At 75.2% G+C, this 17,084-nt stretch carries 21 protein-coding genes; 3 read left to right on the top strand and 18 right to left on the bottom strand.

The annotated features are described in order from the left end of the window. Nucleotides 1-30 precede the first annotated feature (30 nt). Nucleotides 31-1,488: a PLP-dependent aminotransferase family protein gene (locus AB0B83_RS08895; RefSeq protein ID WP_357577667.1), complete on the bottom strand. Its 1,458-nt coding sequence runs from the start codon at nucleotides 1,486-1,488 to the stop codon at nucleotides 31-33. Nucleotides 1,489-1,546: 58 nt separating this feature from the next. Between AB0B83_RS08895 and AB0B83_RS08890 the strand changes: the two genes are divergently transcribed. Further along, nucleotides 1,547-2,200: a hypothetical protein gene (locus tag AB0B83_RS08890; RefSeq protein WP_357577666.1), complete on the top strand. Its 654-nt coding sequence runs from the start codon at nucleotides 1,547-1,549 to the stop codon at nucleotides 2,198-2,200. A 55-nt stretch (nucleotides 2,201-2,255) separates the two neighbouring features. Beyond that, nucleotides 2,256-2,717, top strand: a complete 462-nt coding sequence (locus AB0B83_RS08885; RefSeq protein WP_357577665.1) for a hypothetical protein — start codon at nucleotides 2,256-2,258, stop codon at nucleotides 2,715-2,717. Nucleotides 2,718-2,854: 137 nt separating this feature from the next. Here AB0B83_RS08885 and hisF read toward each other — a convergent pair whose 3' ends face one another. From hisF to hisD, 12 genes are all read right to left on the bottom strand, one after another. After that, entirely contained in the window at nucleotides 2,855-3,622 is a 768-nt protein-coding gene (hisF, locus tag AB0B83_RS08880) for an imidazole glycerol phosphate synthase subunit HisF (RefSeq protein WP_357577664.1), read from the bottom strand. A gap of 106 nt (nucleotides 3,623-3,728) precedes the next feature. Further along, nucleotides 3,729-4,730, bottom strand: a complete 1,002-nt coding sequence (locus AB0B83_RS08875; RefSeq protein WP_357577663.1) for an NADP-dependent oxidoreductase — start codon at nucleotides 4,728-4,730, stop codon at nucleotides 3,729-3,731. After that, nucleotides 4,727-5,152 (bottom strand): organic hydroperoxide resistance protein, encoded by a 426-nt coding sequence (locus AB0B83_RS08870; RefSeq protein ID WP_357577713.1) that lies wholly within the window; start codon nucleotides 5,150-5,152, stop codon nucleotides 4,727-4,729. Before AB0B83_RS08870 ends, AB0B83_RS08875 begins: the two co-directional genes overlap by 4 nt. 5 nt (nucleotides 5,153-5,157) lie before the next feature. Next, nucleotides 5,158-5,601 (bottom strand): MarR family transcriptional regulator, encoded by a 444-nt coding sequence (locus AB0B83_RS08865; protein ID WP_151454278.1) that lies wholly within the window; start codon nucleotides 5,599-5,601, stop codon nucleotides 5,158-5,160. Between the two features lie 95 nt (nucleotides 5,602-5,696). Next, nucleotides 5,697-6,086, bottom strand: a complete 390-nt coding sequence (locus AB0B83_RS08860; protein ID WP_132236340.1) for a RidA family protein — start codon at nucleotides 6,084-6,086, stop codon at nucleotides 5,697-5,699. Continuing rightward, the gene (priA, locus tag AB0B83_RS08855; protein ID WP_357577662.1) at nucleotides 6,083-6,808 is read right to left on the bottom strand and encodes a bifunctional 1-(5-phosphoribosyl)-5-((5-phosphoribosylamino)methylideneamino)imidazole-4-carboxamide isomerase/phosphoribosylanthranilate isomerase PriA; all 726 of its coding nucleotides are present in this window, start codon (nucleotides 6,806-6,808) and stop codon (nucleotides 6,083-6,085) included. The genes AB0B83_RS08860 and priA overlap by 4 nt, the downstream gene beginning before the upstream one ends. 17 nt (nucleotides 6,809-6,825) lie before the next feature. Continuing rightward, nucleotides 6,826-7,149: a hypothetical protein gene (locus AB0B83_RS08850; protein ID WP_357577661.1), complete on the bottom strand. Its 324-nt coding sequence runs from the start codon at nucleotides 7,147-7,149 to the stop codon at nucleotides 6,826-6,828. A 99-nt stretch (nucleotides 7,150-7,248) separates the two neighbouring features. Then, a complete protein-coding gene (hisH, locus tag AB0B83_RS08845) occupies nucleotides 7,249-7,881 on the bottom strand; it encodes an imidazole glycerol phosphate synthase subunit HisH (RefSeq protein WP_357577660.1) in 633 nt (210 codons plus the stop codon). Continuing rightward, nucleotides 7,878-8,051 carry a hypothetical protein gene (locus AB0B83_RS08840; protein WP_165947807.1) on the bottom strand — a complete coding sequence of 58 codons (174 nt, stop codon included), beginning with the start codon at nucleotides 8,049-8,051 and terminating at the stop codon, nucleotides 7,878-7,880. Before AB0B83_RS08840 ends, hisH begins: the two co-directional genes overlap by 4 nt. Before the next feature lie 169 nt (nucleotides 8,052-8,220). Further along, nucleotides 8,221-8,832: an imidazoleglycerol-phosphate dehydratase HisB gene (gene hisB, locus AB0B83_RS08835; RefSeq protein ID WP_091104907.1), complete on the bottom strand. Its 612-nt coding sequence runs from the start codon at nucleotides 8,830-8,832 to the stop codon at nucleotides 8,221-8,223. After that, nucleotides 8,832-9,902 (bottom strand): histidinol-phosphate transaminase, encoded by a 1,071-nt coding sequence (locus AB0B83_RS08830; protein ID WP_357577659.1) that lies wholly within the window; start codon nucleotides 9,900-9,902, stop codon nucleotides 8,832-8,834. Before AB0B83_RS08830 ends, hisB begins: the two co-directional genes overlap by 1 nt. Continuing rightward, nucleotides 9,899-11,221, bottom strand: a complete 1,323-nt coding sequence (gene hisD, locus AB0B83_RS08825) for a histidinol dehydrogenase (protein WP_357577658.1) — start codon at nucleotides 11,219-11,221, stop codon at nucleotides 9,899-9,901. The genes AB0B83_RS08830 and hisD overlap by 4 nt, the downstream gene beginning before the upstream one ends. 106 nt (nucleotides 11,222-11,327) lie before the next feature. Between hisD and AB0B83_RS08820 the strand changes: the two genes are divergently transcribed. Further along, the gene (locus tag AB0B83_RS08820) at nucleotides 11,328-12,032 is read left to right on the top strand and encodes an LON peptidase substrate-binding domain-containing protein (RefSeq protein WP_357577657.1); all 705 of its coding nucleotides are present in this window, start codon (nucleotides 11,328-11,330) and stop codon (nucleotides 12,030-12,032) included. Here the strand turns inward: AB0B83_RS08820 and AB0B83_RS08815 are convergent. From AB0B83_RS08815 to AB0B83_RS08795, 5 genes are all read right to left on the bottom strand, one after another. Beyond that, on the bottom strand, nucleotides 11,947-12,639 hold the full coding sequence (locus AB0B83_RS08815) for a DUF2567 domain-containing protein (protein ID WP_357577712.1): 693 nt from the start codon (nucleotides 12,637-12,639) through the stop codon (nucleotides 11,947-11,949). The genes AB0B83_RS08820 and AB0B83_RS08815 overlap by 86 nt on opposite strands. Nucleotides 12,640-12,974: 335 nt before the next feature. After that, nucleotides 12,975-14,690: an AAA family ATPase gene (locus tag AB0B83_RS08810; protein ID WP_357577656.1), complete on the bottom strand. Its 1,716-nt coding sequence runs from the start codon at nucleotides 14,688-14,690 to the stop codon at nucleotides 12,975-12,977. Nucleotides 14,691-15,000: 310 nt separating this feature from the next. Beyond that, on the bottom strand, nucleotides 15,001-15,945 hold the full coding sequence (locus AB0B83_RS08805) for an RluA family pseudouridine synthase (RefSeq protein ID WP_311411633.1): 945 nt from the start codon (nucleotides 15,943-15,945) through the stop codon (nucleotides 15,001-15,003). After that, nucleotides 15,942-16,577: a signal peptidase II gene (gene lspA, locus AB0B83_RS08800; RefSeq protein ID WP_151455896.1), complete on the bottom strand. Its 636-nt coding sequence runs from the start codon at nucleotides 16,575-16,577 to the stop codon at nucleotides 15,942-15,944. The genes AB0B83_RS08805 and lspA overlap by 4 nt, the downstream gene beginning before the upstream one ends. A gap of 66 nt (nucleotides 16,578-16,643) precedes the next feature. Continuing rightward, the gene (locus AB0B83_RS08795) at nucleotides 16,644-17,063 is read right to left on the bottom strand and encodes a TraR/DksA C4-type zinc finger protein (RefSeq protein ID WP_121400566.1); all 420 of its coding nucleotides are present in this window, start codon (nucleotides 17,061-17,063) and stop codon (nucleotides 16,644-16,646) included. Nucleotides 17,064-17,084 lie beyond the last annotated feature (21 nt).

The following is a 17,084-nucleotide window of genomic DNA, read 5'->3' as shown; positions in this document are numbered from 1 at the left end:
CGCAAGTTCCGGCCGGCACGCCGGCCCGTCTCAGGCGATGACCGCCGGTTCCCGCCACTGCGACCGGCCGCCCCGGTCCAGGTCGTACCGGACGGCGGCGATGCGGCCGACCGCCTCGACCAAATCGGCGGCCGGCAGGGTGAACGGCAGCCGCAGGAAGCGCTCCAACGTGCCGTCCAGGCCGAACCGGGGACCGGGCGCCAGGCGTACGCCGACCTCCTCGGCGGCCCGGGCCAGCGCGCTGGAGATCGGTCCGTCGAGTTCGGCCCAGAGGGTCACCCCGCCGTGCGGGACGGTGACCCGCCACTCGGGCAGGCGCTGCGCGAGCGCCGCCAGCAGGGCGTCGCGCTGGACGGTGAGCTGGGCCTGGCGCGCGGCGACGATGGCCGGCGCGTCGGCGAGCAGGTGGACCGCGACCAGCTGGTCCAGGACCGGGCTGGCCATGTCGACGCCGACCCGGGCGGCGGCGAGCCGCTGCACCTGCGGGGCGGAGGCGCGCACCCAGCCGATCCGCAGGCCGCCCCAGAAGGGCTTGCTCATCCCGCCGATGCTGACCACCCGGGAGTGCCGGTCGAAGCTGGCGGTGGGCGGGGGCAGCACCGTCCCGTCCAACGGCAGGTCCACGAACGACTCGTCGACGACCAGGTCGGTGCCGACGGCGTGCGCGGTGGCCACCACCCGCTCGCGCAGCGCGGCCGACATCAGGTGCCCGGTCGGGTTCTGGAAGTCCGGGATCAGGTACGCCAGCTTGGGCCGGGCCTGCCGGAGGGCGCCGAGCAGCAGGTCGGCGTCCCACCCGGGCTCCTCGACGGCCAGGCCGTGGGTGGTGATCCGGGCCCGGCGGGCGGCCAGCGCGGCCAGCGCGTTCGGATAGCTGGGCGCCTCGACCAGCACGTTGCCGCCGGGGGCGAGGGCCAGCCGGAGCACCAGGTCGAGGGCGTGCTGGGTGCCGTTGGTGACCATGATCTGGTCGGGTGAGGTGGGCAGACCCCGCTCGGTGTACGCGCGGGCCACCGCCTCGCGCAGCTCGATGATCCCGGTCGGGTGGTAGCCGGCGCCGCCCAGGTAGCGGGGCAGGTCCTCGGCGGCCGCGCGGGCGGCCGGCAGCAGCTCGGGCGGCGCGGCGAGCGCGGCGACCCCGAGGTCGATCATGTCGCGGTCGTCCAGCGGGGTCCAGAGCCCGGTGCTCGCCACCCGGTGGGTCCCCGGGAGCATCGTCCAGCTGCCGGCACCCCGCCGGCTGGCGAGGTGCCCGCTCTCCCGCAGCTCCCGGTACGCGGCCGTGACCGTGGTCCGGCTGATCTTCAGCGCCTCGGCCAGCTCCCGCTCGGCGGGCAGCCGCACGCCCAGCGGCAGCCGGCCGTCGGCGAGCAGGCCGCGTACGGCACCGGCCAGGGCGGCGTAGTCGGGGCTCCGCCGGCGGCCGGGAAGCGCATGCCACTGACCGAGGAGCCGGGCCAATTGGACACCCCGAACCTGACTCGTCATGGCCACTCCTCCCGGATTGGCTCTTACGCTGCGCCAATTGGCCTTTAGCGTGGCATGGGTGACACCGATTGGCAATCTCCGACATCGTCCCGCGCGGCGGCTCAGCCAGCTCTACGCGGGCCTCGTCCTCTACGGCGTCAGCATGGCTCTGATGATCAACTCGGGGCTGGGCCTGGACCCGTGGAACGTGTTCCACCAGGGCCTGTCCGAGCTGACCGGCCTCTCCATCGGCACCGTCACCATCGCGGTGGGCGTGCTGGTGCTGCTGCTCTGGATACCGCTGCGCCAGCGCCCCGGCCTCGGCACGGTCAGCAACGCGCTGGTGGTCGGGCTGGTCGTCGACGCGACACTCGCGCTGATGCCGGCCGGCGGGTCGCTGGGCGTACGGGCCGGGATGCTGGTCGCCGGCATCGTGGCCAACGGGGCGGCGACGGGTCTCTACCTCGGCGCCCGCCTCGGACCCGGCCCCCGCGACGGCCTGATGACCGGCTACGTCGCCCGCCGGCCCGGCCGCTCGATCCGGCTCGTACGCACCGCCATCGAGGTCACGGTGCTGGCGCTGGGCTGGCTGCTCGGCGGGACGGTGGGCGTCGGCACGATCGCCTACGCGCTGGGCATCGGCCCGCTGACCCAGGTCTTCCTGCCGCTGTTCACGGTCCCCGGGCCGCAGGACCCCGCCCCGGGCCCGGTCGCGCCGCTCCCCGCCACCTGACCCGACCCGGACGCCGGGTGTTCCCTTCGGACGCCACGCCCGGCAGAATCCTCGCATGGGGGAGAACGGATGGCGCTGGACCGATGCCTGGATCTTCGTCTCGGTGGTGATCGCCAGCGGTGCAGGACGGCACCGCCGCGCGGCGGCCAGCCGCCGCCCCGAGGGCGTACGCCTCGCCGACGTGCTCTCCACCGCCGACCATCTCAACCAGGCGATCCCCGAGCGGCACGAGGTGGAGGCGGCGGTCCGTCGCCTCGTCGGGGCCGGGCTGGTCAGCGTCACCGACGGCTGGTTCCGGATCACCTCCGACGGTGAGCGCCTCTGGCGCACCAGGCCGAACGCCGGGCTGGCCACCACGGTGGACACCGTGCAGGGCGTCCTGGTCCGGCGACACGCCCCCGTCAGCGCCGACTGGCACCTGGACGAGGCCGACCACGCCGCCGCCGTGCAGGAGTACGTGGTGCGCTCGATCCCGGCGCCCCGGCGCTCCCCCGAGAACCGTTCCCGCCGCGACTGAGCGGGCGCCGACGGATCACGCGGGCCGAAGGGACCGAGCGGATCACGCGGCCCGGAGAGACCGGGCGGATCACGCGGGCCGGGGGCACCGGGCGGATCACGCGGGTCGAAGGGACCGGGCGGATCACGCGGGGGCGGTCAGCGGACGGGGTGCCCGGCCCCGCGCAGCGCGTCCTTGACCTCGGCGACGGTCAGCTCGCCGAAGTGGAAGACGCTGGCGGCGAGCACCGCGTCGGCGCCGGCGCCGATCGCCGGCGCGAAGTGCGCCACCTCGCCCGCGCCGCCGCTGGCCACCACCGGCACGTCCACCACCCGGCGCACCGCGCCGATGAGGTCGAGGTCGAAGCCGGCCTTGGTGCCGTCGGCGTCCATCGAGTTCAGCAGGATCTCGCCCGCGCCCAACTCGGCGCCGCGCCGGGCCCACTCGACCGCGTCCAGCCCGGTGCCGCGCCGACCGCCGTGGGTGGTCACCTCGAACCCGCTGGGCGTGCCGCCGCCGGGCGCCCGCCGCACGTCGAGCGAGAGCACCAGCACCTGCCGGCCGAAACGGTCGGCGATCTCGGCGATCAGCTCGGGGCGGGCGATCGCGGCGGTGTTCACCCCGACCTTGTCCGCGCCGGCGCGCAGCAGGGTGTCGACGTCGGCGACCTGCCGGACGCCACCGCCGACGGTCAGCGGGATGAAGACCGACTCCGCCGTGCGGCGGACCACGTCGAGCATGGTGCCCCGGTCGCTGGAGGAGGCGGTGACGTCGAGGAAGGTCAGCTCGTCCGCGCCGGCCCGGTCGTACGCCGCCGCCAGTTCCACCGGGTCGCCGGCGTCGCGCAGGTCGAGGAAGTTGACTCCCTTGACCACCCGACCGGCGTCCACGTCGAGACACGGGATGACCCGCACCGCCACCGTCATGCCGCGAGCCTATCCCTCCCGGCACCGGCGGTGACCGACCTGTGAGGCCGACCACCGCCGCTGCGGCGCGCCGCCACGCTCCCCGGGGTCAGGAAGGGGCCCTTCCTCACACCCGGACGAGCATCTTGCCCAGGTTCTCGCCGCGCAGCAGGCCGAGGAACGCCTCCGGGGCGTTCTCGATGCCGTCGACGACCGTCTCGTCGTACGAGACCCTGCCGTCGCGCAGCCAGCCGGCCATCTCGCGCACGAACTCGTCGCGCAGGTGGCCGTGGTCGCCGACCAGGAAGCCGCGCAGGGTGAGCCGCTTGCCGATGACCAGCGCCAGGTTGCGCGGCGCGGCCGGGGGCTCGGTGTCGTTGTACTGCGCGATCATGCCGCAGATCGCGGCCCGGCCGTGCACCTTCATCGCGGAGATGGCCGCCTCCAGGTGGTCGCCGCCGACGTTGTCGAAGTAGACGTCGACGCCGTCCGGGGCGGCGGCCTTGAGCGAGTCGCGCACCGGCCCGTCGTGGTAGTCGAACGCGGCGTCGAAGCCGAGCGCGCGCAGCCGCTCGACCTTGGCCGCCGAGCCCGCGCTGCCGACCACGCGCGCCGCGCCCCGCAGCTTGGCGATCTGGCCGACCAGGCTGCCCACCGCGCCAGCGGCGGCGGAGACGAAGACGGTCTCCCCCGCCTTCATCCCGGCGACGTCCAGCAGCCCGGCGTACGCGGTCAGGCCGGTCATGCCGAGCACGCTCAGGTAGGCGCTGACCGGGGCGAGGTCGGGGTCGACCTTCCGGGCGGCCCGCGCGTCGAGCAGCGCGTACTCGCGCCAGCCGAGGCCGTGCAGCACGGTGTCGCCGGGCTGGAGGCCCTCGACCTCGCTGGCCACCACCTCGCCGACCGCCCCGCCGTCCAGCGGGGCGTCGAGCGCGAACGGCGGCACGTAGGACCTGACGTCGTTCATCCGCCCCCGCATGTACGGGTCGACCGACACGTACCGGTTGCGGACCACGATCTGCCCCGGCCCCGGGGTGGGCACCTCGGTCTCGACGAGCCGGAAGTTGTCCGCGGTCGGCCAGCCCTGCGGGCGGGAGGCCAGGTGGATCTCCCGGTTGCGGGTGCTCACAGCGCCTCGCGCACGGTGAGGGTGACCTCGACGTTGCCGCGGGTGGCGTTCGAGTACGGGCAGACCTGGTGGGCCTGCTCGACGACCTGCTCGGCGGTGGCCCGCTCGACGGCCGGGAGGTCGACCAGGAGGGTGACGGCCAGCCCGAAGCCGCCGCTGCCGTTGGCGCCGATGCCGACCTCGGCCTCGACGACCGAGCCGGAGACGTCGACCTTCGCCCTGCGGGCGACCAGGCGCAGCGCCGAGTGGAAGCAGGCGGCGTAGCCGGCCGCGAAGAGCTGCTCGGGGTTGGCGGCGCCACCGGCGCCACCCATCTCCTTCGGCACGGCCAGGTCGAGCTCGACGGTGCCGTCGGAGGTGCGGACGTGGCCGTCCCGACCGTCCCCGGTGGCCCGGGCGGACGCGGTGTAGAGCACCTGCATGGTGGTCACTGCTCCTTCTGTCGGTGGATCGTCTCGGTGACCCGGGTGAGGGTGTCGCGCAGGGCGACCAGCTCCGCCTCGGTGAGGCCCGTGGCGCGGGCGACCCGCAGCGGCACCTCGTCCATCCGGTGCCGCAGGGCCCGCCCGTCGCCGGTCAGGCCCACCTCCACCCGCCGCTCGTCGCGCGCCGACCGGGTCCGGACGACCAGCCCCGCCCCCTCCAGCCGCTTGAGCAGCGGGGAGAGCGTGCCGGAGTCCAGGCGCAGGGCGGCGCCGAGTTCGGAGACCGTGGGGGCGTCGTCGCGCTCCCAGAGCACCAGCAGCACCAGGTACTGCGGGTAGGTCAGGCCGAACTCGTCGAGGACGGGCCGGTAGACGTCGGTGAGGGCGCGCGACGCGGCGTAGAGCGCGAAGCACACCTGCCGGCGCAGCACCAGATGGTCGGTCACCGGGAAACCGTAGCGCGCGATTAGATTGTGCGCAACCGATCAGGTCGCGCACAGCCGCACGTCGGGCGGCACCGTCTCGGCGCGCTTCCCGGGGCTCAGCGCTCGCCGAGGTACGCCTCCAACTCCACCTCGACCAGATGGTCCGGGTCGAGCAGGCCGGCCACCACCACCATGGTGGCCGCCGGACGGACCGCGCCGAAGACCACGTTGTGCGCCCGGCCCACCTCGTCGGCGTACGTCCGGTCGGTGACGTACATCCGGGTCCGCACCACGTCCCCGGGCTCCGCGCCCACCTCGGCGAGCGCGTCCAGGCCGATCCGCAGGGCCTGCGCGGTCTGCGCCGCCGCGTCCCCGACGTGGGTGACCACGCCGTCCACCGTCGAGGTGCAGCCGGCCGTCCAGGCCAGGTCGCCGGCCCGGACGACCCGGCAGTAGCCGTACACCGACTCCCAGGGGCCGCCCGAGCCGAGCCGCGTGACGGTCACGCCGCCGCCAGGGTTTCCAGCGCCTGCGCCACGGTGAAGGCGCCCGCGTACAGCGCCTTGCCGGCGATCACGCCCTCCACCCCGATCGACTCCAGGGTGGCCAGCGCCCGCAGGTCGTCCAGGGTGGAGACGCCGCCCGAGGCGATCACCGGGGCGTCGGTGCGGGCGCAGACCTCGCGCAGCAGGTCCAGGTTCGGCCCGCGCATGGTGCCGTCCTTGGTGATGTCGGTGACGACGTAACGCGCCGCGCCCGCCTTGTCCAGCCGCTCCAGCACCTCGAAGAGGTCGCCGCCGTCGCGCGTCCAGCCCCGGGCGGAGAGGGTACGGCCCCGCACGTCGAGCCCGATCGCCACCCGGTCGCCGTACTCCCCGCACACCCGGTCGCACCAGACCGGATCCTCCAGGGCGGCGGTGCCGATGTTCACCCGGGCGGCGCCGGTGCCGAGCGCGGCGTGCAGCGACTCGTCGTCGCGGATGCCGCCGGACAGCTCCACCTTCACGTCGAGCTGCCGCACCACCTCGGCCAGCAGGTGCGCGTTGGAGCCCCGGCCGAACGCGGCGTCGAGGTCGACCAGGTGGATCCACTCGGCGCCGTCCCGCTGCCAGGCGAGGGCGGCCTCCAACGGGTCGCCGTACGTCGTCTCGCTGCCGGCGGCTCCCTGCACGAGTCGGACGGCCTGGCCGTCGGCGACGTCCACGGCGGGCAACAGGGTGAGGCTCACGGTATTTCTCCTCGAAGTCAGGTGCGACGGTCCAGGGCGATCACCACGATCGCCGGCAGTACGAGCAGCAACAGCACGACCAGCGCGATGCGCAGCGCCAGGTCGTCGACGAGCGACCAGATCAGGACCATCGCCACCAGGGTCAGCAGCACGATGGCGGCCCGCTCGCCGCGACTGTGCCGGGGCAGCCGGCCCGTCCGCCCCCGGCGCAGCGACGGCGTCAACCGGCGGACGAGTGCCCGCCGCCGCGACCGCCGGGCGGTCCGCCGCTCGCGGACGGCCCGTTCCCGGGCGGCCTCGGCCTCCCGGGCCGCCCGGCGCCGGGCCCGCTCCTTGCTCACGGCGTGTCCCGCCGGGGGCGCGGTCGTCCGGGTAGCTGTCGACGCGGGACAGGGCGGCCGGCGGCGGGCCGGAGCGGGCCCGCCGCACCGGGCAGGCGCTCAGTCACCGGTGGAAAGCGTGGCGAGCCAGTTGCGCAGCAGCGCGGCACCGGTGTCGGCGGACTTCTCCGGGTGGAACTGCGCGGCGCAGAGCGGACCCCGCTCCACGGCCGCCACGAAGTCCGTCCCGTGGTGGGCGGTGGTGACCGTGGCGCCGGCCTCCGCCAGCGCGCCCGGGTCCCCGACCCCGTACGAGTGCACGAAGTAGAACCGGCTGTCGGCGGGCAGGCCGGCGAAGAGCACCGAACCCGCCGGCGCCGCGACCGTGTTCCAGCCCATGTGCGGCAGCCGGGGGGCGGCCAGCCTGGTCACCCCGCCGGGCAGCAGCCCGAGCCCCTTGGTCACGACCCCGTGCTCGTCGCCGTGTTCGAAGAGCACCTGCATGCCCACGCAGATGCCCAGCACCGGACGGCCGGCGGCGACGCGCTCGGCGATCACCGGGCCGGCGCCGAGGGCCTCGATCCCGGCCATGCAGGCGGCGTACGCGCCCACACCGGGCACCACCAGGCCGTCCGCCTCGGCGGCGGCGGTCAGGTCGTCGGTCACCGTCACGTCCGCGCCGGCGCGGGCCAGGGCGCGCTCGGCCGAGCGCAGGTTGCCCGACCCGTAGTCGAGCACCACCACCCGGCTCACGCGCCCTCCCCCGGCAGCAGCCACAGCACGCCGCCGACCGTGGCCAGCGCGGCGAGCAGCGCCGTGACGACCACCGCCCCACGCGGGGCGCCCTGCTTGTGCAGCGACCACGCCCCGCCGACCAACACGCCGGCCAGGATCAGCAGCAACGTCGGCAGCACCCCACCCATCAGAACCGCCTTCCGTTCGCGACTGCGGTACTCCGCTGCGCTGCGTTCCTCGCGCTCACAGGGTCAGCCGCGTTCGCGACTGCGGGACTCCGCTTCGCTGCGTTCCTCGCGCTCACAGCACCGCACTCGTTCGCGACTGCGGTACTCCGCTGCGCTGCGTTCCTCGCGCTCACAGAGCCCCCTTCGTGCTGGGGATCGCGCCCGCCGCGCGCGGGTCGATCGCCGTGGCCTCGCGCAGCGCGCGGGAGACCGCCTTGAACTGGGCCTCCACCACGTGGTGGGCGTCCGGGTGACCGCCAGGGCGGGCCGCCCGCAGCACGTCCACGTGCAGCGTGATCCGGGCCGCCTGGCCGAAGGACTCCCAGATGTGCCGGGTCATGCTGGTCGGGTAGACCGGCCCGATGTACGGCGCCAGCACCGGCTCGTCGTGCACCACGTACGGGCGGCCGGAGAGGTCGACGGCGGCCCGGACGAGGACCTCGTCCATCGGGACGGTGGCCGAGCCGTACCGCCGGATGCCGGCCTTGTCCCCCAACGCCTGGTCGAACGCGGCGCCCAGGGCGAGCGCGGTGTCCTCCATCGTGTGGTGGGCGTCGATCTCCAGGTCACCCACGGTGCGCACGGTCAGGTCGAAGCCGCCGTGCCGGGCGATCTGGTGCAGCATGTGGTCGTAGAAGCCGACGCCGGTGCCGATCTCGGCCCGGCCGGTGCCGTCGAGGTCGATCTCGACGAGGACCTTCGTCTCCTTGGTGATCCGCTCCACGCGGGCGGTCCGGCTCATCAGATCTTCTCCATCGCGGTCAGGAAGGCGTCGGTCTCGGCGGGGGTGCCGGCGGTGACCCGCAGCCAGCCCGGCAGGCCGACGTCGCGTACCAGCACGCCGGCGTCGAGCAGGGTGCGCCAGGCGGCGGCCTGGTCGCCCCCGACCTCGAACAGCACGAAGTTGGCGTCGCTGTCGGCCACCCGCACCCCCCGCTCGCGCAGCCGCGCCACGATCCGGTCCCGCTGCTCGCAGATCGCGGCCACCGTGTCGAGGAGGGCGTCGCGGTGCGCCAGCGCCGCCCGGGCCGCGGCCTGGGTGAGCGTCGAGAGGTGGTACGGCAGCCGGACCAGCTGCACCGCCGCCACCACCGCCGGGTCGGCCGCCAGGTAGCCCAGCCGGCCGCCGGCGAACCCGAACGCCTTGCTCATCGTCCGGGTCACCACCAGCCGCGGGTGCCCGGGCAGCACCGCCAGGGCGCTGACCGTGCCGGGGCGGGCGAACTCGGCGTACGCCTCGTCGACGACCACCATGCCGGGCGCGGCGTCCAGCACCGCGGCGACCACCGCCGGGTCGAGGGCCGTGCCGGTCGGGTTGTTCGGCGAGCAGAGGAAGACCACGTCCGGGGCGTGCTCGCGGACCTGGGCGACCGCCTCGTCGGCGGTCAGCCCGAAGTCGACGCCGCGGCGGGCCGGCACCCACCGGGTGCCGGTGCCGAGGGCCAGCAGCGGGTGCATCGAGTACGCGGGGACGAAGCCGAGCGCGCTGCGCCCCGGGCCGCCGAACGTCTGGAGCAGCTGCTGCTGGATCTCGTTGGAGCCGTTGGCCGCCCACACCTGCTCGACGGTGAGCCCGTGACCCAGGTAGCCGGCCAGGTCGGCGCGCAGCGCCACGGCGTCGCGGTCCGGGTAGCGGTTGAGGTCGCGCAGCTCCGCCGCGAGGGCCTTGCCGATCGCGTCCACCACCGGCTCGGGCACCGGGTAGGAGTTCTCGTTGGTGTTCAGCCGCACGGGCACGTCGAGCTGCGGCGCCCCGTACGGCGACAGCCCGCGCAGGTCGTCGCGGATCGGCAGGTCGTCGAGGGTGGTCATGCCAGCTCCCCCGGGAAGCGCACCTGGACGGCCCGGCCGTGCGCCGGCAGGTCCTCGACGCCGGCCAGAGTGACCACGTGCGGGGCCACCTCGCGCAGCGCCTGCTCGGAGTAGTCGACCAGGTGGATGCCGCGCAGGAAGGACTGCACCGACAGCCCGGAAGAGTGCCGGGCGCAGCCGCCGGTGGGCAGCACGTGGTTGGAGCCGGCGCAGTAGTCGCCGAGCGACACCGGCGACCAGGCGCCGACGAAGATCGCCCCGGCGTTGCGTACCCGCAGCGCCCACTCCCGGGCGTCCCGGGTCTGGATCTCCAGGTGCTCGGCCGCGTACGCGTCGACCACCCGCAGCCCGGCGTCGAGGTCGTCGACCAGGACGACGCCGCTCTGCTGGCCGGTGAGCGCGGTGGTGACCCGCTCGGCGTGCTTGGTGGCCGGCACCTGCCGGGCCAGCTCCCGCTCCACGGCCTCCACCAGCTCGACCGAGGGGGTCACCAGCACGCTGGCCGCGAGGGGGTCGTGCTCGGCCTGGCTGACCAGGTCGGCCGCGACGTGCGCCGGGTCGGCGGTGTCGTCGGCCAGGATGGCGATCTCGGTCGGGCCGGCCTCGGCGTCGATGCCGACGACGCCGCGCAGCAGCCGCTTGGCGGCGGTGACCCAGATGTTGCCCGGCCCGGTGATCATGTCGACCGGGTCGCAGTGCGCGGCACCCTCGGCGTCGACCGCCGCGCCGTACGCCAGCATCGCCACTGCCTGGGCGCCGCCGACGGCGTAGACCTCGTCGACACCGAGCAGGGCGCAGGCGGCGAGCACCCGGGCGTCGGGCAGGCCGCCGTTCTCCTTCTGCGGCGGGCTCGCCACCACCAGCGAACGCACCCCGGCCGCCTGGGCCGGCACCACGTTCATCACCACTGTCGACGGGTACATCGCCAGGCCGCCGGGGACGTAGAGGCCGACCCGGTCGACCGGCACCCAGCGCTCGGTCACCGTGCCACCCGGCACCACCTGGGTGGTGTGGTCGGTGCGGCGCTGGTCGGCGTGCACCTTGCGGGCCCGCGCGATCGACTCCAGCAGCGCGGCGCGCACCTCGGGAGCGAGGGTGCCCTCCGCCTCGGCGATCGCCTCGGCGGGCACCCGCAGCACCTCGGGCGAGACCCCGTCGAAGCGCTCACTGGCTTCCCGGATCGCCGGGTAACCATGCTCCCGGACCGCCTCCACGAGGGGGCGGATCCGCTCGACGGCCACGGAGACGTCGAGTTGGGCACGGGGCAGCAGGCGGCGCGGGTCACGGACGCCGCCGCGCAGGTCGATCCGGTTCAACACCCTTGCGAGTCTAGGCGGCCCGCCCGGACGGCGACCGGCGCCGCCCGTACGCCGGGACGGTGAGCCGGGCCACGCCGCCGCGCCGGGATCGGGCTACGCTCGACGCGTGACTGCGCGGCTGCCGGTGTTTCCGCTCGGAATGGTCCTCTTCCCCGGTCTGGTGCTGCCGCTGCACATATTCGAGGAGCGCTACCGCGCCCTGGTCCGGCACCTGGTCGCGCTGCCCGAGGACGCCCCGCGCGAGTTCGGCGTGGTGGCCATCCGGACCGGCTGGGAGGTCGCCCCCACCGGGCCGGACGGCAAGCCGCTGCCCGGTGGCGGCGACGTCACCCTGCACGAGGTGGGCTGCACCGCCGAGCTGCGGCAGGTCACCGAGCGCCCCGACGGTGGCTTCGACATCGTCACGGTGGGCAAGCGCAGGTTCCGCGTCGCCGACGTCGACCGGAACACCGAGCCCTACCTGACCGCCGACGTGGAGTGGCTGCCCGAGCCGGGCGGGCCCGACGAGGTCGCCGACCTGCTCGCCGCCCGGGTGATCTCGGTCTTCCGGCAGTACCTGGGCCTGATCCGGGCCGATCCCGAGGAGCTGTCCGAGCAGTTGCCGGAGGATCCGACGGTGCTGTCGCACCTGGTGGCCGCCACGGCCGTGCTGACCGTGGCCGACCGGCAGCGGCTGCTCGCCATCGACGACACCGCCGCCCGGCTCCGCGCCGAGCTGCGCCTGCTCAACCGTGAGGCGGCGCTGCTGCGCCAGGTGCGGGCGGTTCCGGTGCCGCTGACGGAGCTGGCGTCTCCGCCGACCCCCAACTGAGCCCGGGCACGCCGGGCTCGCGCTCCGGGCGCAGCGACGGCCAGCGGGACCAGCCGGCCAGCAGGGTGTACGTCACGGCCGCGCCGAACGCCGGCAGCAGCAGGTTGCCGTGCGGCACCGGCAGCACGCCGAACACCCACTCGATCCCGCCGGCCCGCAGGTCGGCCGGCTTCTCGAAGGCCTGCCCGACGGGCGCGCTCTCCAGCAGCCGCTCGTAGCCGGCCAGCCCCGTGCGCCGACCCACCTGCCAGGCGACCAGCGCCGCGCCGAAGGCGCCGAGCACGGCGGCGGACAGCCCGACCGGTCCCCGGAGCCGGCGCAGCAGGAACCACAGCGCGAGGGCGGCGAGCACCCCGAAGCCCAGCCCCAGCAGGCTGAACCAGCCGTCGGCGGCGATCGGCTGCTCCGGCTGCGGCTCGGCGTAGATCGCCCCCTCGGCGACCTTGATCACCGGCGTGTCCGGCGCGAGGGCGGCCCAGAGCAGCCCGAGCGGCACCCCGAGCACGGTCGTCACGAGCGCCGTCAGCAGGGCGAGCCGCACCGCCCGCCCGCGCGGCAGGTCCGGCTCCGCCGGCGGCGCGAGCGGGTAGCCGGCGGCGTACTCCAGCCCGGTCCCGCCGGGGACGTACTCCACTGTCCCGCCGTACGGCGGCCCGCCGGCCGGTGCCCGCCACGCGTCGCCGGTCGGGGCGTACGCCGGCGTGCCTGTCGTGGTGTGCCACGGGCCGCCGGTCGTGGCGTCGTGCGGCGGGGCGGGTTGCTCGGCGTGCGGGTGGTCGGCGGGGCCGACGCGGTGCGGCGGGTCGGGTGCCGCCCAGGCGGCCGGCGCCCCCGGCTCGTCGGGCAGGCGGCCGGGCCGGTCGGGTTCGGGGGTGTCCGCGCTCACCCGGTGATCCTCTCAGGCCCGTGGGCGCCGTGGGCCGTCGGTGGCGGCACACCCGCTCACCGGGCGAACGGCTCCAGCATCACCGAGGCGGCCTTCAGCCACGCCTGCCGGGTCTCCTGCTGGAGCTGGTGGTACTCGATCGAGGAGCCGGTCTCCAGCGCCGGGTCGTACGGCACCACGGCGACGGCCCGGGTACGGGTGGCGAAGTGCCGCTCCAGGTCGTCCTGCAACGGCGAGCGGCCCGGGGTGGGGCAGGAGATCAGGGTGACCGCGTTGTCGGCCAGCTCCCCCATCCCGACCTCGTGCAGCAGGTCCAGCATCCAGTCGGCGCTGAACGCGGCGTCCTCGCGGGGCACGGTGGTCACCACGAGCTGGTCCGCCGCCTGCATGACGGTGCGCCAGTTGGCGCTCTCCACGTTGTTGCCCGTGTCCACGCAGACCACGTCGTGGGTGCGCCGCAGCAACTCCAGCACCCGCCGGACGGTGAACTGGTCGAGCCGCTGGGCGAAGCGGGGGCTCTCCTCGCCGGCCAGCACGTCGTACGAGCCGTCGGAGGCGTGCCGCAGGTAGTCGTCCAGGTGCGCCAGCAGCTCGGCGCCCTCCTTGATCTCGACATGCGCGAGATCGCCGACCAGGTGCCGGATGGTCCGGGCGTGCCGGGCGCTGCCGGCGCGCAGCCCGAGCGTGCCGCGCAGCTCGTTGTCGTCCCAGGCCAGCACGCCCCGTCCGCGTACGCTGCCGACGGTCGCCGCGGCCAGCACGGTGGCGGTGGTCTTGTGCACGCCGCCCTTCGGGTTGGCGAACGCGAGCACCCGGGGGGTGCCCAGGTCGCGGCGGAGCACCCCGACGGCGCGCTCCACCTCGTCCTCCGTGCCGCGTGGGCGCCACTCGACGCGCGCCGGGTAGCCCCGCTCGGCGGGCGGCGGTGCGGCGGACGGCGGCACGGCCAGCGGCGGCACAACGGGCGGCGGCGCGGCGGGCGGCGGCACCGCTGGCGGTGGCACGGCCGGCGGTGGCACGGCCGGCGGCGGCGCGGCGGGCGGGGCCTGGTGGGCGCGCCGGGAGCGATAGCCGTTGTCGAGCACCGCGTAGCGCGACTCGACCGGGGGCGGCTCGTGCCGGTAGCCGTTGTCCAGCACCGCGTAGCGCGACTCGACCGGCCCCGGGCCCCGGCGCGGCTCGGTCTCGATGCGGGGCGGCGGGGGCTGGGCCGGCACGCGGTACGCCGGCTCGGCCGGATACCCCGGGTCCGCCCGGTAGGTCGGCTCGATCGGGTCCGCCCGGTAGGACGGCTCGATGGAGCCCGACCGGTAGCTCGGCTCGATGGGATCCGCCCGGTAGGACGGCTCGACCGGATCAGACCGGTAGGACGGCTCGGGCGGTTGTTCCGGCTCCACCCGGTAGGCGGGCTCCAGCGGGTCCATCCGGTAGGCCGGCTCCACCCGGTAGGTGGCCTCGGCCCGGTAGCCCGCGTCGACCGGGCGGCCGTACTCCGCGCCGTACGCCGGTGGGCCGTCCGCGCCGTACGGCGGTGGGCCGGGCTCCGGCACGTACGGCTCGGGGGCCCGCCCGATGGCCGGCACCCGCGCGGCATAGCCGTTGCCCGACGAGCGGCGGGGCAGCGGCTCCGGCGGGAGGGGCGGCGGATCGGCGTGTCGGTCGGCTTCGGCCTGCTCGGCCGTGCGGCTGCCGTGCCGGGCCCGGTCGAGCAGCGCCCGCCACCGCGGTGCTGGTTCGGCCGGCCGCCCCCAGCCGGTCTCGCTGCCCTCCAAGGCTCGCCCTCCCAGCGCCATCGATGCCCGTCTGACAGGCTACGAACGAAACCCTATTCGGACCACACCCGTCTACGCACCTTCGGTTCTTCGTCCCGTCACGGCACGGGCCCCGGTACGCCGTCGGCGCCGGCGTACCAGGAGGTCGACAGGACGGCCGGCGGCGACCCGCCGCCGGTCGGTCCGGCCGGTGTCGGTGATGGTCGCGTCACGCCCGGCGCGGGTTCCGACGTTTCGCCCACGCTCGGGGCGGGGGCACCGGCACACATGGCGGGATCCCCTCGTCGGATCGTCACGGGCGGGACGACGCTCAGTCGCGGAGGATCTCGAGCGCGCGGTCCAGGTCGTCAGGGTAGTCGCTGACGAAGCGCACCTCGTCCCCCGTGCGGGGGTGCAGGAAGCTCAGCGACCGGGCGTGCAGCCACTGCCTGGACAGTCCGAGCCGCGCGGACAGGGTCGGGTCGGCGCCGTACGTGAGGTCGCCCACGCACGGGTGCCGCAGCGTGGAGAAGTGCACCCGGATCTGGTGGGTGCGCCCGGTCTCCAGCCGCACGTCGACCAGGCTCGCCGCCGGGAACGCCTCCACCGTGTCGTAGTGGGTGATGCTCGGCTTGCCGCCGGAGACCACGGCCCAGCGGTAGTCGTGGGTGGGGTGCCGGTCGATCGGGGCGTCGACGGTGCCGCGCAGCGGGTCCAGGTGCCCCTGCACCACCGCGTGGTAGCGCTTCTCCACCTCGCGGTACTTGAAGGCCCGCTTCAACGCGGTGTACGCCTGCTCGCTCTTGGCCACCACCATGATGCCCGTGGTGCCGACGTCGAGCCGGTGCACCACGCCCTGCCGCTCGGCGGCGCCGCTGGTCGAGATGCGGTGCCCGATGGCGGCCAACGCGCCGATCACCGTCGGGCCGGTCCAGCCGGGGCTCGGGTGGGCCGCGACGCCGACCGGCTTGTCCACCACCACGATGTCGTCGTCGGCGTACACCACCCGCAGCCCGGGCACCGCCTGCGGCACCACGGTGGGCGGGGCGACCGGCGCGGGCAGGGTCACCTCCAGCCAGGAGCCGGCCTTCACCCGGTAGGAGTTCGGCCGGGCGGCCCCGTCGACAAGCGCGTCGCCGGCGTCGACCAGGGCCGCGGCGGCGGTGCGGGACAGCCCGAACAGCCGCGACACGGCCTGGTCGAGCCGCGTGCCGTCGAGGCCGTCGGGAACGGGCAGGGAACGGTGGTCGCCGCCAGCGGCGAAGGCGGCGGTCATGCCCGCTCCCGCTGCCCGGCGTCGGCCTGGGCCGCCGCCTCGTCGGTGGACTCGCCGTGGCCGATCCGGCTGCCGTCACGCTGCCGGCCGGTCAACTCCAGCAGGAGGGCGAGCAGCACGCCGCAGACGAGGGCGCTGTCGGCCAGGTTGAACACCGGGAACACCCGGCCGTACGGGGCGAAGACGCTGACCATGTCCACCACGTGCCCCACGAACCAGCCCGGGGCGCGGAAGACCCGGTCGGCGAAGTTGCCCAGCGCCCCGCCCAGCACCAGGCCCAGCGAGATCGCCCAGGGCAGCGAGCGCAGGCGCAGCGCCATCCAGACGATCCAACCGACCACCCCGAGGGTGATAAGCGGGAAGACCCAGGTGTAGTCGGCGCCGATGCTCCACGCCGCGCCGCTGTTGCGGGTCAGGCTGAGGTAGACCGCACCGCCGAGCAGCCTGACCGGCTCGCGGTCCTCGAGCGCGCCCAGGGCGAGGTGCTTGGTCGCCGCGTCGGCGGCGAGCACCGTGAGCGCGAGGCCGAACAGGGTGGCCGCGGCCCGGCGGTGGGGCGTGCCGGACCTCGGCTCGGCGCTGTCGGCACCCGGCTCAGCGCTGCCGGGCCCGGCGGGCGGTGCTTCGGACATCTGCTCCCCATCGACGCTCGCGGCGACGCGTCCGCGCCGCCTCCCATGGCCGCCGGGGAGCGGGCCTCAGCGCCGCTCCTCCAGCTGCTTGCACGTCACGCAGAGGGTGGCCGACGGGAAGGCGGCGAGCCGCTCCACCGGAATGGGGTTGCCGCACCGCTCGCACCAGCCGTAGCCACCCTCGTCGAGCCGCTCCAGCGCCCGCTCGACCTGCGTGATCCGTTCCAGGATGCTGTTGGCGAGTGAGATCTCCTGCTCACGCTCGAACGTCTTGGTCCCGGTGTCGGCCTGGTCGTCCCCGGCCGAGTCGGTCAGCCGGTCGCGCTGCAGCTCGGTGATCTCGCTCAGCGTCCGATCGTACTCGGCGCGCAACTCGTCACGCCGCGCCGCCAGGGCCGCCCGGATCTTCTCGGTCTCCGCAGCGCTGCGGGTGGCCTTCGCCACCGGCTTCCGGCCGGCGGTCCTGGTGTCGGCTGGCTTCGCCATCGTCGCTCCCTCGGCCGCGGA

This window comes from Micromonospora sp. NPDC049060 (assembly GCF_040649055.1).
Classification (GTDB): domain Bacteria; phylum Actinomycetota; class Actinomycetes; order Mycobacteriales; family Micromonosporaceae; genus Micromonospora; species Micromonospora reichwaldensis.
This window is presented reverse-complemented; position numbering and strand designations above follow the sequence as displayed.

Bases quoted from the DNA above. Each gene is read 5' to 3' on its own strand.
- AB0B83_RS08895 (WP_357577667.1), bottom strand. From the start codon at position 1,488: ATGACGAGTCAGGTTCGGGGTGTCCAATTGGCCCGGCTCCTCGGTCAG.
- AB0B83_RS08885 (WP_357577665.1), top strand. From the start codon at position 2,256: ATGGGGGAGAACGGATGGCGCTGGACCGATGCCTGGATCTTCGTCTCG.
- hisF (WP_357577664.1), bottom strand. From the start codon at position 3,622: ATGACGGTGGCGGTGCGGGTCATCCCGTGTCTCGACGTGGACGCCGGT.
- AB0B83_RS08870 (WP_357577713.1), bottom strand. From the start codon at position 5,152: ATGCAGGTGCTCTACACCGCGTCCGCCCGGGCCACCGGGGACGGTCGG.
- AB0B83_RS08840 (WP_165947807.1), bottom strand. From the start codon at position 8,051: ATGGGTGGGGTGCTGCCGACGTTGCTGCTGATCCTGGCCGGCGTGTTG.
- hisB (WP_091104907.1), bottom strand. From the start codon at position 8,832: ATGAGCCGGACCGCCCGCGTGGAGCGGATCACCAAGGAGACGAAGGTC.
- AB0B83_RS08830 (WP_357577659.1), bottom strand. From the start codon at position 9,902: ATGACCACCCTCGACGACCTGCCGATCCGCGACGACCTGCGCGGGCTG.
- AB0B83_RS08805 (WP_311411633.1), bottom strand. From the start codon at position 15,945: ATGACCGCCGCCTTCGCCGCTGGCGGCGACCACCGTTCCCTGCCCGTT.
- lspA (WP_151455896.1), bottom strand. From the start codon at position 16,577: ATGTCCGAAGCACCGCCCGCCGGGCCCGGCAGCGCTGAGCCGGGTGCC.
- AB0B83_RS08795 (WP_121400566.1), bottom strand. From the start codon at position 17,063: ATGGCGAAGCCAGCCGACACCAGGACCGCCGGCCGGAAGCCGGTGGCG.